Origin of the sequence: Kitasatospora sp. NPDC088160 (genome assembly GCF_044741445.1) — a bacterium.
Taxonomy (GTDB): Bacteria; Actinomycetota; Actinomycetes; order Streptomycetales; family Streptomycetaceae; genus Kitasatospora.
The window spans coordinates 17,223-31,670 of the sequence record NZ_JBIUSS010000010.1 but is presented as its reverse complement, the minus strand read 5'-3'; the positions used below and the strand labels follow the sequence as shown (position 1 = coordinate 31,670).

Here is a 14,448-nt window from a genome sequence, read left to right as displayed (position 1 = left end):
CGGGCCCGCTTACTCGGGCCCGCACGTGGCCAGGGTATCCGGCCCGCGCCCCGGCCTGCGGTCGCATTCCGTATCCTGAGCGTTCGACCGCAAGGGGGGAGCAACCGCGTGGGCCGATTCCCGACCGTCGCGCGACGCGTCACGGGGGCCCTGGCGGCCCCGTTCCGGGCGTTGCGCAAGCGCTGGCGGAGCTGGTCTTGGTGGCGCCGGGCGCTGCTGGCACTGGGCCTCGCGGCGGCCGTGCCGACGGCCGCGCTCGGCTCGGCCTTCGTCGCGATCCGCTTGCACTACACCGGCGACCCGTCCGCCGAGGCCCGCACCCGCGGCCGGGACGCGCTCTGGCTCGGCCACGCCTGGGTGGACGGCCGCAAGGGCGAGGCCGACGTCGCCGCGCTGGTGCGGCAGCTGGCCGGCACCGGCGTCCGCGACCTGTACGTGCACACCGGCCCGCTGGAACACGACGGCTCGCTGCCGCCCGCCGTCCACCCCCGGGCCCGCTGGTTCACCGACGCGGTGCACCGGGCGCTGCCGGACGTCCGGGTGCAGAGCTGGCTGGGCGACGAGGTCAAGCCGGAGAAGGACGCCCTGGACCTGGAGGACGCCCCCACCCGGGACCGGGTCGCCGCCTCCGCCCGGCAGGTCCTGGACCTCGGCTTCGACGGCGTGCACTTCGACATGGAACCGATCCGGCCCGGCAGCGCCGGCTGGCTGGCTCTGCTCGACCAGGTCCGCCCGGTCACGGCCGAGCACGGCGCCGCGCTCTCGGTGGCGGCCCCGCAGCTCGACCCGGTGCCCGGCCTGCACACCGCCGGGATCCTGCTCACCGACCACGGCAAGTGGTGGGACCAGGCGTACTTCACCGAGACCGCCCGCCGGGTCGACCAGGTCGCCGTGATGGCGTACGACACCAGCATGCCGACCGAGCCGCTGTTCGGCGGCTACGTCGCCCTGCAGACCGAACTGGCGCTGGAGGCCACCCCGGCCGGGGTGGACCTGCTGATCGGCCTGCCGTTCTTCTGGGACGACCGGCACGGCCATCGGGGTGACGCCGAGACCGTGCCGGCCGCCGTCCGGGGCGTCCGGCTGGGCCTGGGCCGCCAGGACCCGGGGCGACGGAACTTCGGCGTCGCGCTCTACGTGGACTTCGCCGCCACCCCGGAGCACTGGGCGGCGTACCGGCGCGGGTGGGTGGACGCCTGAGGGGTTCCGGCGGCGCGTGCGGGAACGGCGCGCGCGGCAAAGAGTGCGTGCGGGAACGGCGCGTGCGGGAAGGGTGCGTCGTCGCGCCGCGTCGCCGCTCGGACACCGTCCGCGCCCGCCCCGGAGGAGCTGACGACCCGTCAGCCCGGACCGTCCGGATATCCGCTGGATCGGGGCGGCACGCTCCCCCAGACTGTCCCGGTGCCCGGCCGCGGTGCGCATCAAAGCCCGTAGGCTGGGCAGGTAGGGACCATGGGGCGAGGCGTTCCATGGGTGACGAGAGGTTCGACAGTCGGCAGCCGACCCGTCGGCGCCCCGGCAGGCCAGCCGAGGCGGCGCAGGTTCGACCGCCGACCGGAGGGAGACGCTGGGTGATCGAGCTGGAAGATGTTCCCGAGTTGATCGACCCGGTGATGGTCTGCGCTTTCGAGGGCTGGAACGACGCGGGCGACGCCGCCTCCGCGGCCCTGGCACATCTGGACGACACCTGGGGCGGCAAGGTGATCGCCGCCCTGGACGCGGAGGACTACTACGACTTCCAGGTCAACCGGCCCACGGTCTGGCTGGACGGCGGCATCCGCCGGATCACCTGGCCGACCACCAGGCTCTCGGTGATCCGGGTGACCGAGCCGACCACCCGGGACGTCGTCCTGGTGCGCGGCATCGAGCCGAGCATGCGCTGGCGCTCGTTCTGCAACGAGCTGCTCGGCTTCGCACACGAGCTCGGCATCGAGCTGGTGGTGATCCTGGGCGCGCTGCTCGGCGACACCCCGCACAGCCGCCCGGTGCCGGTCAGCGGGGTCACCTCCGACCCGGAGCTGGCCCGCCGGCTGGACCTGGAGGAGAGCCGCTACGAGGGCCCGACCGGCATCGTCGGGGTGCTCCAGGAGGCCTGCACGCACGCCGGGGTCCCGGCCGTGACACTCTGGGCGGCCGTGCCGCACTACGTCGCGCAGCCGCCGAACCCCAAGGCGACGCTGGCCCTGGTCAACAAGCTGGAGGACCTGCTGGACCTGCGCATCCCGCCGGGCGAGCTCGGCGAGGACGCCAGGGCCTGGCAGCTGGGCGTGGACCAGCTGGCCGCCGAGGACAGCGAGGTGGCCGAGTACGTCCAGCAGTTGGAGGAGGCGCAGGACACCGCGGAGCTGCCGGAGGCCTCCGGCGACGCGATCGCCCGCGAGTTCGAGCGCTACCTGCGCCGCCGGGAGAACGTCGGGCCGACCGGCGAGAAGCCGGTGGCCGGGCACGCCACGGCGGAGCGGCCGGCCGAGCCGGAGTCCCCGGGCTCGGCCCGGGAGAGCCAGGACGGCGACGAGGAGTAGCCGCCGCCCCGGGCCCGCCCCGGACAACGCCGAAGGGGCGTCAGGACGCGTGGTCCGGACGCCCCTTCGGCGTGTTGAGAGGAGGCAGGTCCTACAGCGCGACGCCGAGCAGGGCGTCCACGGTGCGGCTGACCAGGCCGGGCGCACCCATGTCGGTGCCGCCCCCGGCCTCCTGCCGCTCGGCCCAGCGGTCGACGGCGGCCAGCGCGGCGGGCGCGTCCAGGTCGTCCGCGAGCGCCGTACGGACCTCGTCGAGCAGCTGCTCGGCGGCCGGGCCGTCCGGCCGGGAGACCGCGGCCCGCCAGCGGGCGAGGCGCTCGACGGCCTCGTCCAGGGTCGCCTTGGTCCACTCCCAGTCCTCGCGGTAGTGGTGCGAAAGCAGCGCCAGGCGGATCGCCGCCGGGTCGACGCCCTCGCGGCGCAGCGCCGAGACGAAGACCAGGTTGCCGCGGGACTTGGACATCTTGTGGCCGTCCAGGCCGACCATGCCGGCGTGCACGTACGCCTTGGCGTACGGGTGGGCGCCGGTGGCGACCTGGGCGTGCGAGGCGCCCATCTCGTGGTGCGGGAAGGAGAGGTCGCTGCCGCCGCCCTGGATGTCGAAGGACATGCCGAGGTACTGCAGCGCGATGGCGACGCACTCGATGTGCCAGCCGGGGCGGCCGTGGCCGAGTTCGGTCTCCCAGGCGGGCTCGCCCGGGCGGGCGGCGAGCCAGAGCAGGGCGTCCAGCGGGTGGCGCTTGCCCGGGCGGTCCGGGTCTCCGCCGCGCTCGGCGAAGACCGGGCGCATGGCCTCCCGGTCGAGGCCGGAGACCTGGCCGAAGCGGGGGTCGGAGTCGACCGAGAAGTAGATGTCGCCGTCCACCTGGTAGGCGGCGCCGCTGGCGAGCAGCTTCTGGACCAGCGGGACGATCCACGGGATCGACTCGACGGCGCCGATGTAGTGGGCCGGCGGGAGCAGCCGCAGGGCGGTCATGTCCTCGCGGAACAGGGCCGTCTCGCGCTCGGCGAGGGCCACCCAGTCCTGACCGGTCTCGACCGCCCGGGCCAGCAGCGGGTCGTCCACGTCGGTGACGTTCTGGACGTACAGGACGTCGTGGCCGGCGTCCTTCCACACGCGCTGCACCAGGTCGAAGGCGTTGTAGGTGGCGGCGTGGCCCATGTGGGTCGCGTCGTAGGGGGTGATGCCGCAGACGTAGATCCGGGCGGTGCCGTCCTGCGGCACGACCTCACGGACCGTGCCCGCTGCGGTGTCGAAGATACGGAGGGGGAGCCCCTGACCAGGCAGGGCGGGAACCTCGGAGGCGGGCCAGGCATGCATGGAACCGACTTTAACCTTGCGAACATTTGAAAGCCTAACCAGTACACAAGATCGACTGGATTCGCTTCCTGTCATTGCCGGACCGCTTCCCGACTGATAAGGAACGGACCTTGACGGGACCGGCGTTGTTTCCGGCAGGCATGCGGCAGGCTTCGGGCGGGCGTCGGGCGGGCTTCGGGCGGGCGTCGGGCAGGCTTCGGGCGGGCGTCGGGCAGGCGTTGGGCGGGCTTTCAACAGGCTTCGGGCAGGCTTTCGGACACGGTTGAGCGCCCGGTCGACCCTGCCGCCGACCGGGCGCCCGGCACCCCGGGGGACGCGGCCGGAGCCGCTACGACCGCTGCCAGAGGGCCGGCACGTTCGGCGGCTCCCAGCCCACCATGGCGGTGTGCGCCTGGAGGCAGAGGTAGGAGGCACCGGAGTAGGTGACGCGGTCGCCCGCGTTGTACGAGGCCCCGGGCTTCCAACTGCCGCTCGGCGGCGTGGGCGTTCCGGTGGGGGTTCCGGTCGGGGTGGCGGTGGGGGTCGGGCTCGGCGTGCCCGGGGTCTGCGGCACGTCCAGGACGAAGTCGTAGCTGCCCTCACGGCCCGGGCCGTTCTGGCGGACGTTCATCAGCAGCCGGGCGTCGTAGATGGTGTCCGTGCTGTTGCGCGGCTCGCCGGGGAAGTAGAGCTGGGTGGTGAGCACCGGGCGGCCGGGCGCCTGGAGCTTGACGTGGAGGTGCCGGGTGCGGCCCGGGTAGAGGCCGGGGACGATCGTGTCCAGCTTGAAGGCGCCGTTCGCGTCGGTGAACTGGTGGCCGCGGAAGGTGAACCCGGTGTTGTCGTAGGCGCCGTTGTCGTCGGCCTGCCAGAAGTCCAGCAGGACGCCGGAGATCGGTCGGCAGGCGCGGCCGAAGACGTAGCCGCTGACGGTCAGCCGGGTGCCGGGGCCGTCGTTGACCATGGAGCTGCGCAGTGGGGAGTTGGGCTTGAAGTAGGGGCCCTCGGTCTGCTCGATGGTGGGGTCGTCGCCGTCGTGGCACTCGGGGGTGAGGCCGGGGGGCCGACCGGTGCCGGCCTGCTCGCGGGCCAGCGCGACGCCGCCGCCGACCAGCAGCGGGGCGGCGCCGAGCGCGGCGGCGGCCTTCAGGACGGTCTTGCGGCTGATCATGCCGTCGGGCGTGGGCATGCGCCCTCTCCTTCGGGTGGGGGGTGGGGTGGATGTGGGGGGCGGCCCTTGCCATGGTGGGGGCATGACAAGGGCCGAACCGGCCGCCCGTCCGCGCGCGCCGGACCGGCCACCGGTGGCCACCAGCAAAGTTACGGGCAGTCCGGGGCCGCCGCGATGGACGCGATCCGGGGATCGTGGTGATTTCCGTCGACCCGGGCCCGGAACTCCCCCGGCGTCATCCCGGTCTCCCGCCGGAAGAAACGGCAGAAGTAGGCCGGGTCGGCGAAGCCCGCCTCCTTCGAGACCTGACGAATCGTCAGATCCGTGCAGGCCAGTAGCCGTTTGGCCTCCAGGGTCTGCTGGCGCCGGATCAGCCCGCCCGGGGTGCGGCCGGTGGCCTGCTTGACCAGGGTCTGCAAGTGGCCCGGCGAGACGCCGAGTTCCTGCGCACTGGACGCCACCGAGTGCCGCACCCCGCCCGGGCCGGCGATCAACCGGGTGAAGGCGGAGGCCAGTTCGGTCGGCCGGCCGGGCGGCGACGGCCGCTCCCCCGGCCGGCCGGCGCGCAGCGCCCGGACGATCAGGATGTGCAGACTGGCCCGCAGCACGCCCTGGTAGCCGGGCTGCCTGGAGCGGTACTCGTGTTCCATGTCGGCGAGCAACGCGCCGACCGGCCCGGCCTGTTCGCCGAGCCCGAGCGCGGGGCGGGTGGCCAGGGTGCGCAGCGCGGCGAGGTCCTGCGGGTTCCGGAGCAGGAAGTCCTCGTTGAACAGGACGACCTGGCCGGTGAGTTCGTCCGCGTCCGACCAGTAGTGCACCTGGCCGGGCGTGATCACGCACAACTGCGGTGGCGCCAGCGGCCGGTGGACCAGGTCCAGGACGTGGGCGCCGCGGCCGCCGGTGACGTGGACGATCTCGTAGAACGAGTGCCGGTGCGGGAAGCCCGCCCGGGACAGCGGGCCGATCGTGTCGAAGCTCCCGATGGCGAACGGGAGCAGGTGCGGCAGCGGGACCTGTAGCCGGTGCAGCGGCAGGTCCGGCGTGGTACGGGGGGTGGGGGTGGTCCGTAACGCGTCCATCGGAGCAGTGTGCTGCCGGTTCGCGGACAGGTCCAGACCATCAGCCGGCCCGAACCGGTCCACAGGCCCTAGACCGGCGGCCAGGGGATCGAGGGCCAGTCCTCGGAGGGCAGCGGGTGCCGGCCTGTGCGGCGCAGCCCGGCCACCCGGGCGCGGGTCGCCTCCAGTTCGGCGGCGGTCAGGTGCGGAGCGAGGCGCGCGGCCAGCTCGCCGTCCAGGCGCTCGGCGAGCCGGGTCAGCACCTCCAGCGCCTCGGCGGGCAGCGGCTCGCCGGCCCAGCCCCAGAGCAGGGTGCGCAGCTTGCCCTCGGTGTTGAAGGTGACGCCGTGGTCGATGCCGTAGACCCGGCCGTCGGCGGCCGGGATCAGGTGGCCGCCCTTGCGGTCGGCGTTGTTGAGCACCGCGTCCAGCACGGCGAGCCGGCGCAGCCGCTGGTCGTCGTGGTGCACCAGCAGCGCGGTGCGTCCCCCGCCGACCTCGGCCCGCACGATCGGCAGCCAGCCGTGCTCCGGGCCGCGCGGGTCCTGGAGGGCCAGCAGCGGCTCGGCCTGCGGATCCGGCTCGACCCACAGCTGCACCATCCCGGGCCCGTGCGGCCCGTCGCGCAGCACGGTCGGCGGCACCAGCGCCCAGCCGGTCGCGGCCGACACCTCGTACGCGGCGACCTCGCGGCCGGCCAGCGTGCCGTCCGGGAAGTCCCACAGCGGGCGCTCCCCGGCGACCGGCTTGTAGACGGCCTGCGCGCTCAGCGAACCGTGTGTGGCGGTGCAGTACAGCGCGGCGTTGGACGCCTCGGTGAGGCGCCCGTGCACCGTCAACTCGCCCTCGCGCAGCAGCTCCAGCGCGGTGGGCACGTCGGCGGCGAGGGCGGCGGCGGCAGCCGGATCCGCCTGGGGCGGGGTCTCGGTGTTCAGCGCCGGTAGCCGTTCGCGCGCGGGCACAGGTGGCCCTCCGGGTCGAGCGGCAGGTTGCAGAACGGGCAGGGCTTGCGGCCGGCCGAGACCAGGTCCAGCGCCCGCTTGGCGAACACCCGGGCCATCGCGCCGGACAGCCGCACCCGCAGCATGTCCGGACCGTTGTCGTCGTCCTCGAAGACCGCCGCGGCGCTGTCCTCGTCCTCGTCCTCCTCCACCTCGATCAGCGCCTGCGCCTCGACCACCAGACAGCCGTCCACGCTGTCCCAGGCCAGGGCCATGGTGCCGACCCGGAACTCCTGCTCCAGCGGCAGGTCCAGCGGTGCGGTGTCGAGCAGGTCCTGCGGGGCGGCGGCCGGGATGGAGACGTCGCCGCCGCTGCGCCGCAGCGCCTCGTCCAGGACCTCGTCGATCCGCTCGGCGAGCGCCGCCACCTGGGTCTTCTCCAGCAGGACGCTGGTGATCCGGCCCCGGGCGCTGGCTTGCAGGTAGAACGCCCGGGCGCCGGGCTGGCCGACGGTGCCGGCCACGAACCGTTCGGGCTGGTCGTAGAAGAAGACCTGACGGGGCACGCTCTCGCTCCGGATCGTGTCGGTCGTGGGGATCACAGGGATCGTTCGGACGTCATTGGCTCGGGCTGCCGTACGGCGGCCCGAGCGCGGGCTCGCCACGCGGCGGGGCTCGTTAGTCACCCTACGACCTCCGGGCCCCCGCAGGGGAGCCGAGCCGCAGTGGCACCGGCCAGCTCAGGTGGTGCCGCCGGCCGCTGCGGAGCGGCGTGCGGCGGCGCTCCCGCCCACGTGATGCGGCTCCGGGCCGGGCGGCTCCGGTCAGGTCGGATGGCGCCGGTCGAACCAGGGTCGTACCAGGCGGGTCAGGCGGGTCAGGCGGGTCAGGCGGGTCAGGCGGGTCAGGCGGGGCGACCGTCTCAGGTGGTGCCGCCGACCACCGCGTCGCCCGCCGGGGCGGCCGGGGCCGCGCCGGGCCTGGGCGCGAGCGAGCCGAGGTCGCCGGTGTCGCCCATCCTCAGGACGAAGGGCCGCTGCGGGGTGTAGCGGATCGCGGTGACCGAGCAGGGCTCGACGCTGATCCGCTGGAAGTGGTCCAGGTGCAGGCCGAGGGCGTCGGCCACCACCGCCTTGATCACGTCCCCGTGCGAGCAGGCGAGCCAGACCGCGTCCGCGCCGTGCTCGGCGGCGACCTTCTCGTTCCACTCCCGGACCGCACCGACCGTCCGGTGGCTCAGCTCGCGCAACGACTCCCCGCCGGGGAAGGCCGCGGCGGCCGCGTGGTCCTGCACGGTGCGCCAGAGCGGCTCCTTGGCCAGCTCGGCCAGCGGCCGACCGGTCCACTCGCCGTAGTGGCACTCGCCCAGCCGCTCGTCCTCGGCGGGCGGGCCCAGCTCGGGCCGGGCCGCCAGCAACGGCTCCAGGGTCTGCCGACAGCGCTCCAGCGGGCTGCTGACGGCCTGCACCAGCGGGATCCCCGCGAGCCGGCCGGCCAGCGCGGCGGCCTGCGCGCGTCCGGTGTCGTCGAGGTCCACGCCGGGCGTCCAACCGGCCAGGATTCCGGCGGTGTTCGCGGTCGAGCGGCCGTGGCGGACGAGCAGCAGGGTGGGCATGGGGCTCAGCCTACGGCCTCCGGGCGCGGGCGTGGAGTGTCGGTGCGAGGTGCGGCCGTCGGGTGCCGGCGCGGGGTGCGGGCGCGCAACGCGGGGGCAGGGTACGGGTCCTCCTGGGCCGCCGCCGGCACCGGCCCGCGAGGCCGTCCTGGCCCGGCTCCGCCCCGGGCACCCCTCCCCGGGCCACAATGGCCCGATGATCGTCCACTGCGCCAGCTACCACGACGGCCACCGGATCGAGGCCCCCGACGACCTCGCCGGCGCGCTCGCCGCCGCCCGCGCCGCCGGGCCCGGCGGCTTCGTCTGGATAGGCCTGTTCGAGCCCACCGCCGAGGAACTCAACCACGTCGGAAGGGAGTTCGCCCTGCACCCACTGGCCGTCGAGGACGCCGTCAGCGCCCACCAGCGCCCCAAGATCGAGCCGTACCAGGGCTCCCTGTTCGTCGCCCTCAAGACGCTCGGCTACCACCCCGGCGCCCACGCGGTGACCATCGGCGAGGTGATGGTCTTCCTCGGCGCGGACTTCGTGATGACCGTCCGGCACGGCGCCGACGCCCCGCTCTCCGGCCTGCGGGCCCGGCTGGAGAAGCAGCCCGAACTGCTGCGCTACGGGCCCAGCTCGGTGCTGCACTCGGTGTGCGACACCATCGTCGACGGCTACATGGAGGTAGCCACCGGGCTCCAGACCGACCTGGACGAACTGGAGGCGGACGTCTTCGCCCCCAACCGGGTCGGCCGCGACACCGCCGGCCGGATCTACGGCTACAAACGCCAGGTGATGACCGTCCGCCGCGCCACCGGCCCGCTGCTGGAACCGACGCTGCGCCTGGCCCGCGGCGGCGAACCGTACATCCGCCCGGAGACCCTGCCCTACCTGCGGGACGTCGCCGACCACCTGGCCCGGGTGACCGACCAGGTCGACGGCATGGACCGGCTGCTGTCCGACATCCTCAACGCCAACCTGGCGCAGGTCAGCGTGCAGCAGAACAACGACATGCGGAAGATCTCGGCCTGGGCGGCGCTGGCCGCCGTGCCGACGATGATCGCGGGCGTCTACGGGATGAACTTCGAGGACATGCCCGAACTGCACCAGCCCTGGGGGTACCCGGCGGTGCTGTCGCTGATGGTCGCGGTCTGCATAGTGCTGCACCGGGTGTTCAAGCGGCACGACTGGCTGTAGTGCCGCCCGACGGCCCCGGGCGGCTACGCCAGGCCGGCGCGCTCCAAGGCCTCGACGCCGGTGCGCAGCGCCTGGATCCGCTCGTCCAGGGTGAAGCCGGACGGGGCCAGGGTGAGCGTGGTGACGCCCGCGTCGGCGTAGGCCTGCATCCGGTCGGCGATCCGGGCGGTGTCGCCGATCAGCGAGGTGGCGTCGATCAGGTCGTGCGGGACGGCGGCCGCGGCGCCCGCGTAGTCCTTGGCCAGGTACTTCTCCTGGATCTCGTCGGCGGCCTGCTCGTAGCCCATCCGCCGGGCGAGCTGGTTGTAGAAGTTCTTCTCCTTGCTGCCCATGCCGCCGATGTACAGCGCGGCGTAGGAGCGCTGGGAGTCGACGCCGGCCGTGATGTCCTCGCCGACCGCGATGGTGACGGTCGGGCAGAGGTCGAAGCCGTCCAGGCCCTGCCCCGCCTTGGCGCGGCCGGCCTTCAGCGGGTCGAGGGAGAGCGCGGCGTGCTCGGGCGAGAAGAAGATGCCGAGCCAGCCGTCGGCGATCTCGCCGGTCTGCTCCAGGTTCTTCGGGCCGATCGCCGCGATGTACAGCGGGATGTGCTCGCGCACCGGGTGCACGGTGAGCTTGATCGGCTTGCCGGGGCCGCCGGGCAGCGGCAGCGTCCAGTGCGCGCCCTCGTGGACCAGCCGCTCGCGGGACATCGCCTTGCGGATGATCTCCACGTACTCGCGGGTGCGGGCGAGCGGCTTGTCGAACTTCACCCCGTACCAGCCCTCGGAGACCTGCGGGCCGGAGACGCCGAGGCCGAGCCGGAAGCGGCCGCCGGACAGCGTGTCCAGGGTCGCCGCGGTCATCGCGGTCATCGCCGGGGTGCGGGCGGGGATCTGGAAGATGGCCGAACCGACGTCGATCCGCTCGGTCTTCGCGGCGACGAAGCTCAGCACCGTCGCGGCGTCCGAGCCGTACGCCTCGGCCGCCCAGCACACCGAGTAGCCGAGCCGGTCCGCCTCCTGGGCCACGGCGATGTTGTCGGCGTCCATGCCGAGACCCCAGTAGCCGAGGTTGATTCCGAGTCGCATGTGCCGAACCTTCCAGTCGGTGAGGGTTGGTGGCGAGGGTAGCCGCGCACTCACCGGTCATGCTACTGACCGGTAGTGGTGGTCTGGGTCACACCCGCCGCCGCCCGGACCCGGTGATCGTTCTGCGGGTCGCCACCCCTGCCCGGACACCGGCCGCTACGCTCAGCCGACGTGGGGAGCGCTCTCCCCACCTGCGCGTTCTCAGGGCTACCGGGGCGCCCGGTGCCACCGGCCAGTGGAGGGCCCGTCCGATGGAAAAGCGTCACCTCGGCCGTACCGGTCTCCAGGTCTCCCGGCTCGGCCTCGGCACCATGACCTGGGGCCGCGACACCGACGAACACGAGGCCGCCGAGCAGCTCAAGGAGTTCGTCGACGCCGGCGGGACCCTGCTCGACACCGCCGACGTGTACGCCGACGGCGGCGCCGAGTACCTGATCTCCCGGCTCACCGACAGCCTCATCCCCCGCTCCGAACTCGTCATCGCCACCAAGGCCGGCAGCGTGCCGGAGTCCGCCCGCCGCTTCGACGGCTCCCGCGGCCACCTCCTCGCCGCCCTCGACGCCTCGCTGCGCCGGCTCGGCACCGACTACGTCGACCTGTGGCAGGTGCACTCCTTCGACCCCATGACGCCCGTCGAGGAGACGCTCAGCGCCCTCGACATCGCCGTCTCCTCCGGGCGCGCCCGGTACGTCGGGGTCTGCGACTTCAGCGGCTGGCAGCTCGCCAAGGCCGCCACCTGGCAGCGCGCCCACCACGGGCGCACGCCGCTGGCCGGGGCCCAGCTGGAGTACTCACTGCTCCAGCGCGGCATCGAGCGCGAGGCGCTGCCCGCCGCGGCGGACGCCGGAGTCGGGCTGCTCGCCTCCTCACCGCTCGGGCGCGGGGTGCTCACCGGCAAGTACCGGCACGGCGTCCCGCAGGACTCGCGCGGCGCCTCGCCGTACCTGTCCGGGTTCGTCCAGCCGTACCTCGGGGAGCGCTCGCGGCGGATCGTCGACGCCGTCGCCACGGCCGCCGACGGCCTCGCCAGCAGCCCGCTCGCGGTCGCCCTCGCCTGGGTCCGGGACCGGCCCGGAGTGGCGAGCGCGCTGGTCGGGGCCCGTACGGTGGCACAGCTGCAGGCGGCACTGTCGGTGGAGGCGCTTACGCTTCCGGGTGAGATCCGTGGTGCGCTGGACGACATCTCGTCGCCGGTGCACCGCTACCCGGACCAGGGGTGGAGCGAGCTGTAGCCCCCCTCGTTCAGCTGAACACGCAGTGGAGTGACCCTTGGAGCGGACGATGAGTGACACGGAGAACGGCGCTCCGGAGGAGACCTCGGCAGTCTCGGTGAGCCCGACGGAGTCGGTCGGCCCGGCCGAGACGGCGAGCCCCGCGGAGACGGCGAGCCCGGCGGAGAAGGCGAGCCCGGCGGAGAAGGCGGCGGCGATCGCCGAGCTGGCGCAGCGGATCCGCAGTGTCGGCCCGCAGGCGGCACCGCCGGAGGGCGAGGGCCGTCCCGCGGCTCCCGAGGACGCCGAGGACGTTAAGGACGCCAAGGCCCCGGCCCCGCCCTCCGCGCAGCCCGACCAGCAGCGCGCGCAGGCCCTCAAGGACACCGCCGAGGTGCTGACCGCCGGGGGCGCCCCGGCCGATCTCGCGGCCGCCGCGGTGGCCGAGTTCGGCGACGGCGCCGCCGAACAGCTGCGCTCCGACCCGTGGGCCGTGCTGTCCCTGCCCGGCGTCCGCCCCGAGCACGCGGACGGCTTCGCCCGCGGCCTGCTCGGCCCCGCCGCCGGCCCCGGCGACCCGCGCCGCGCCCAGGCGCTGGTGCCGTGGCTGCTGGAGCAGGCGGCGCTGCGCGGCCACTCCGCCGTCGAGGTCGCCGAGATCGCGGCCGGGCTCGACCGCCACGGGCTGCCGGACTCGGCCGCGGCGATCCAGGCCGCCGTCCTGGACGGGCGCGCGATGCCGTTCCAGGAGGAGCTGACCGGTCCCGAGGCGCACGCGGCGGGCGGCGACGAGGACGAGGAGCCGCCGACCCGGACGCTGCTCGCCCTGGAGCGGCTCGCGCTGGCCGAGGAGAGCCTCGCGGACGGGCTGGTCCGGCTGATGTCGACCTTCGTGCCGGGCGAGGACCCGGAGCCGGGCGAGGACCCGGAGCCGGGCGAGGAGGATCCGGAGGAGAACACGGCGGAGGACGCCGGGACGACGGAGGACGCCGAGTCCGCGGCCGACTCCTCGCCGGCCTCCGACTCCGAGGCGGGCTCCGAGCCGACCTCCGGCTCCGACTCGGGCGTGGCCCCCGCGGAGGCCACGGCGGAGGACGCTCCGCAGGCCCCCGCCGCGCCCGGCCCGACGGCGTGGGCGGCTGCCGGCGAGGCCGCGCCGTCCTCCTCCGCGACCGCCCTGATCCAGGCCGTCGCCGACAGCGCCCTGGTGCTGCACACCGGCGGCGAGGCCGCCCGCGCCGAACCCGCCGCGCTGCTGGCCGCTGCCGGCGGCCTCGGGCTGCGGGCCTGGGCCGCCACCTGGACCGACCAGGGCCGGGAGTCCTTCGCCGCGCTCACCGACACCCCGGCCTCCGTGATCACCCTCGCCGACCTGCTCTCCGGCGCCGCCGGGCCGGGCCGCGCCTCCGACGGCACGCTCGCCCTGGACGTCCTGGTCGTCCTCGACGCCCCGCTGCTGGACGTCGAACTGGCCGCCACCGTCCTGGAGTCGCTCGCCGACGGCACCCGGCTGGTGCTCAGCGGCGACCCCGGCCAGCTCTGGTCGGCCGGCCCCGGCCGGTTCTTCGCCGACCTGCTGGCCGCCAAGGTCTGCCCGGCGGTCGCCTCCCGCACCCCGGACTTCGGCCCGATCGGCGAGCTGGTTTCCGGCGTCGGCATCGGCGAGCTCCAGCCCGTCGAGGCGCCGGACAAGGAGGTGGTCATCCTGACCGCGAAGGACGGCGGCGAAGCCGTCCACCGCGCCCTCCAGCTGCTCACCGACTCCATCCCCCGCGCCCTCGGCATCCCCGCCGAGCAGGTGGTGCTGCTCACCCCCGGCCACGGCGGCCCGGCGGGCACCCGGGCGCTGAACGCCGCCGCGAAGGCCCGGCTCAACCCGGGGCCCGGCCGGTTCGGCGGCTTCGACCCGGGCGACCGGGTGGTCGACTCCCCGGCCCCCGGCGTCACCCGCCCGGCCCGGGTGCTGGACGGCGACGCCACCGGCCTGCACCTGGCGTACGCGGACGGCTCGCGCCGGACCGTCCCGCCCGCCCAGGTGGGCCGGCTGCGGCACAGCTGGGCGCTGACCGTCCACCAGGCACTCGGCCGCCGCTGGCCGGGCGCGGTCGTGGTGCTCCCGGAGGACGCCGGCCCGGCGCTCACCCGGCAGTGGGTCTACACCGCCTTCGGCCGCGGCGAGCGGCACCTGTCCGTGGTGCACGCGGCGGGCCCGGCGCTCGCCCAGGCCGTCACCGAGCGCCCGGCGCAGCCGCGCACCACCCGGCTGCGGGCGATCCTCGCCGAGAACGCCGCCTCGGCGTACTAGGTCCTGCGCGCCGGTCGGCGGAACGCGCGGAGGGCGGGCCCCCTACAGGTGGGGCCCGCCCTCCGGGTGTCCGCA

General features: G+C 74.7%; 12 protein-coding genes. 5 read left to right on the top strand and 7 right to left on the bottom strand.

Annotated elements, in window-relative coordinates:
• The first annotated feature begins 108 nt into the window (after window positions 1–108).
• Both ACIOGZ_RS16870 and ACIOGZ_RS16865 read left to right on the top strand, forming a co-directional pair.
• The gene (locus tag ACIOGZ_RS16870; RefSeq protein WP_400986315.1) at window positions 109–1,200 is read left to right on the top strand and encodes a hypothetical protein; all 1,092 of its coding nucleotides are present in this window, start codon (window positions 109–111) and stop codon (window positions 1,198–1,200) included.
• Window positions 1,201–1,571: 371 nt separating this feature from the next.
• On the top strand, window positions 1,572–2,522 hold the full coding sequence (locus ACIOGZ_RS16865; protein WP_363583922.1) for a PAC2 family protein: 951 nt from the start codon (window positions 1,572–1,574) through the stop codon (window positions 2,520–2,522).
• 91 nt (window positions 2,523–2,613) lie between these two features.
• On the opposite strand, the gene mshC is transcribed toward ACIOGZ_RS16865, so the two are convergent.
• The 6 genes from mshC to ACIOGZ_RS16835 all read right to left on the bottom strand — a co-directional run bounded on the left by mshC (window position 2,614) and on the right by ACIOGZ_RS16835 (window position 8,607).
• Window positions 2,614–3,843: a cysteine--1-D-myo-inosityl 2-amino-2-deoxy-alpha-D-glucopyranoside ligase gene (mshC, locus tag ACIOGZ_RS16860; RefSeq protein ID WP_363618102.1), complete on the bottom strand. Its 1,230-nt coding sequence runs from the start codon at window positions 3,841–3,843 to the stop codon at window positions 2,614–2,616.
• Between the two features lie 328 nt (window positions 3,844–4,171).
• Window positions 4,172–5,077, bottom strand: a complete 906-nt coding sequence (locus tag ACIOGZ_RS16855) for a carbohydrate-binding protein (protein ID WP_400986313.1) — start codon at window positions 5,075–5,077, stop codon at window positions 4,172–4,174.
• Between the two features lie 65 nt (window positions 5,078–5,142).
• Window positions 5,143–6,072 (bottom strand): AraC family transcriptional regulator, encoded by a 930-nt coding sequence (locus ACIOGZ_RS16850; protein ID WP_363618098.1) that lies wholly within the window; start codon window positions 6,070–6,072, stop codon window positions 5,143–5,145.
• A gap of 68 nt (window positions 6,073–6,140) precedes the next feature.
• Window positions 6,141–6,926 carry an SCO1664 family protein gene (locus tag ACIOGZ_RS16845; RefSeq protein ID WP_063350993.1) on the bottom strand — a complete coding sequence of 262 codons (786 nt, stop codon included), beginning with the start codon at window positions 6,924–6,926 and terminating at the stop codon, window positions 6,141–6,143.
• Between the two features lie 56 nt (window positions 6,927–6,982).
• Window positions 6,983–7,558: a DUF3090 domain-containing protein gene (locus ACIOGZ_RS16840; RefSeq protein ID WP_350878006.1), complete on the bottom strand. Its 576-nt coding sequence runs from the start codon at window positions 7,556–7,558 to the stop codon at window positions 6,983–6,985.
• A gap of 356 nt (window positions 7,559–7,914) precedes the next feature.
• Window positions 7,915–8,607, bottom strand: a complete 693-nt coding sequence (locus ACIOGZ_RS16835; protein ID WP_363583928.1) for an MSMEG_4193 family putative phosphomutase — start codon at window positions 8,605–8,607, stop codon at window positions 7,915–7,917.
• Between the two features lie 196 nt (window positions 8,608–8,803).
• Between ACIOGZ_RS16835 and ACIOGZ_RS16830 the strand changes: the two genes are divergently transcribed.
• Window positions 8,804–9,787, top strand: a complete 984-nt coding sequence (locus ACIOGZ_RS16830) for a magnesium and cobalt transport protein CorA (RefSeq protein ID WP_363583930.1) — start codon at window positions 8,804–8,806, stop codon at window positions 9,785–9,787.
• A 23-nt stretch (window positions 9,788–9,810) separates the two neighbouring features.
• Here ACIOGZ_RS16830 and ACIOGZ_RS16825 read toward each other — a convergent pair whose 3' ends face one another.
• Window positions 9,811–10,857, bottom strand: a complete 1,047-nt coding sequence (locus tag ACIOGZ_RS16825; protein ID WP_363583931.1) for an LLM class F420-dependent oxidoreductase — start codon at window positions 10,855–10,857, stop codon at window positions 9,811–9,813.
• Between the two features lie 251 nt (window positions 10,858–11,108).
• Between ACIOGZ_RS16825 and ACIOGZ_RS16820 the strand changes: the two genes are divergently transcribed.
• Complete coding sequence (locus ACIOGZ_RS16820; protein ID WP_350878016.1) at window positions 11,109–12,089, top strand: aldo/keto reductase; 981 nt, start codon at window positions 11,109–11,111, stop codon at window positions 12,087–12,089.
• Window positions 12,090–12,138: 49 nt separating this feature from the next.
• A complete protein-coding gene (locus tag ACIOGZ_RS16815; RefSeq protein WP_400986311.1) occupies window positions 12,139–14,373 on the top strand; it encodes a helix-hairpin-helix domain-containing protein in 2,235 nt (744 codons plus the stop codon).
• Window positions 14,374–14,448 lie beyond the last annotated feature (75 nt).

Excerpts from the sequence above, each read along its gene's own strand:
- mshC (WP_363618102.1), bottom strand. The coding sequence starts at position 3,843 with ATGCATGCCTGGCCCGCCTCCGAGGTTCCCGCCCTGCCTGGTCAGGGG.
- ACIOGZ_RS16855 (WP_400986313.1), bottom strand. The coding sequence starts at position 5,077 with ATGCCCCCACCATGGCAAGGGCCGCCCCCCACATCCACCCCACCCCCC.
- ACIOGZ_RS16850 (WP_363618098.1), bottom strand. The coding sequence starts at position 6,072 with ATGGACGCGTTACGGACCACCCCCACCCCCCGTACCACGCCGGACCTG.
- ACIOGZ_RS16835 (WP_363583928.1), bottom strand. The coding sequence starts at position 8,607 with ATGCCCACCCTGCTGCTCGTCCGCCACGGCCGCTCGACCGCGAACACC.
- ACIOGZ_RS16830 (WP_363583930.1), top strand. The coding sequence starts at position 8,804 with ATGATCGTCCACTGCGCCAGCTACCACGACGGCCACCGGATCGAGGCC.
- ACIOGZ_RS16825 (WP_363583931.1), bottom strand. The coding sequence starts at position 10,857 with ATGCGACTCGGAATCAACCTCGGCTACTGGGGTCTCGGCATGGACGCC.
- ACIOGZ_RS16820 (WP_350878016.1), top strand. The coding sequence starts at position 11,109 with ATGGAAAAGCGTCACCTCGGCCGTACCGGTCTCCAGGTCTCCCGGCTC.
- ACIOGZ_RS16815 (WP_400986311.1), top strand. The coding sequence starts at position 12,139 with ATGAGTGACACGGAGAACGGCGCTCCGGAGGAGACCTCGGCAGTCTCG.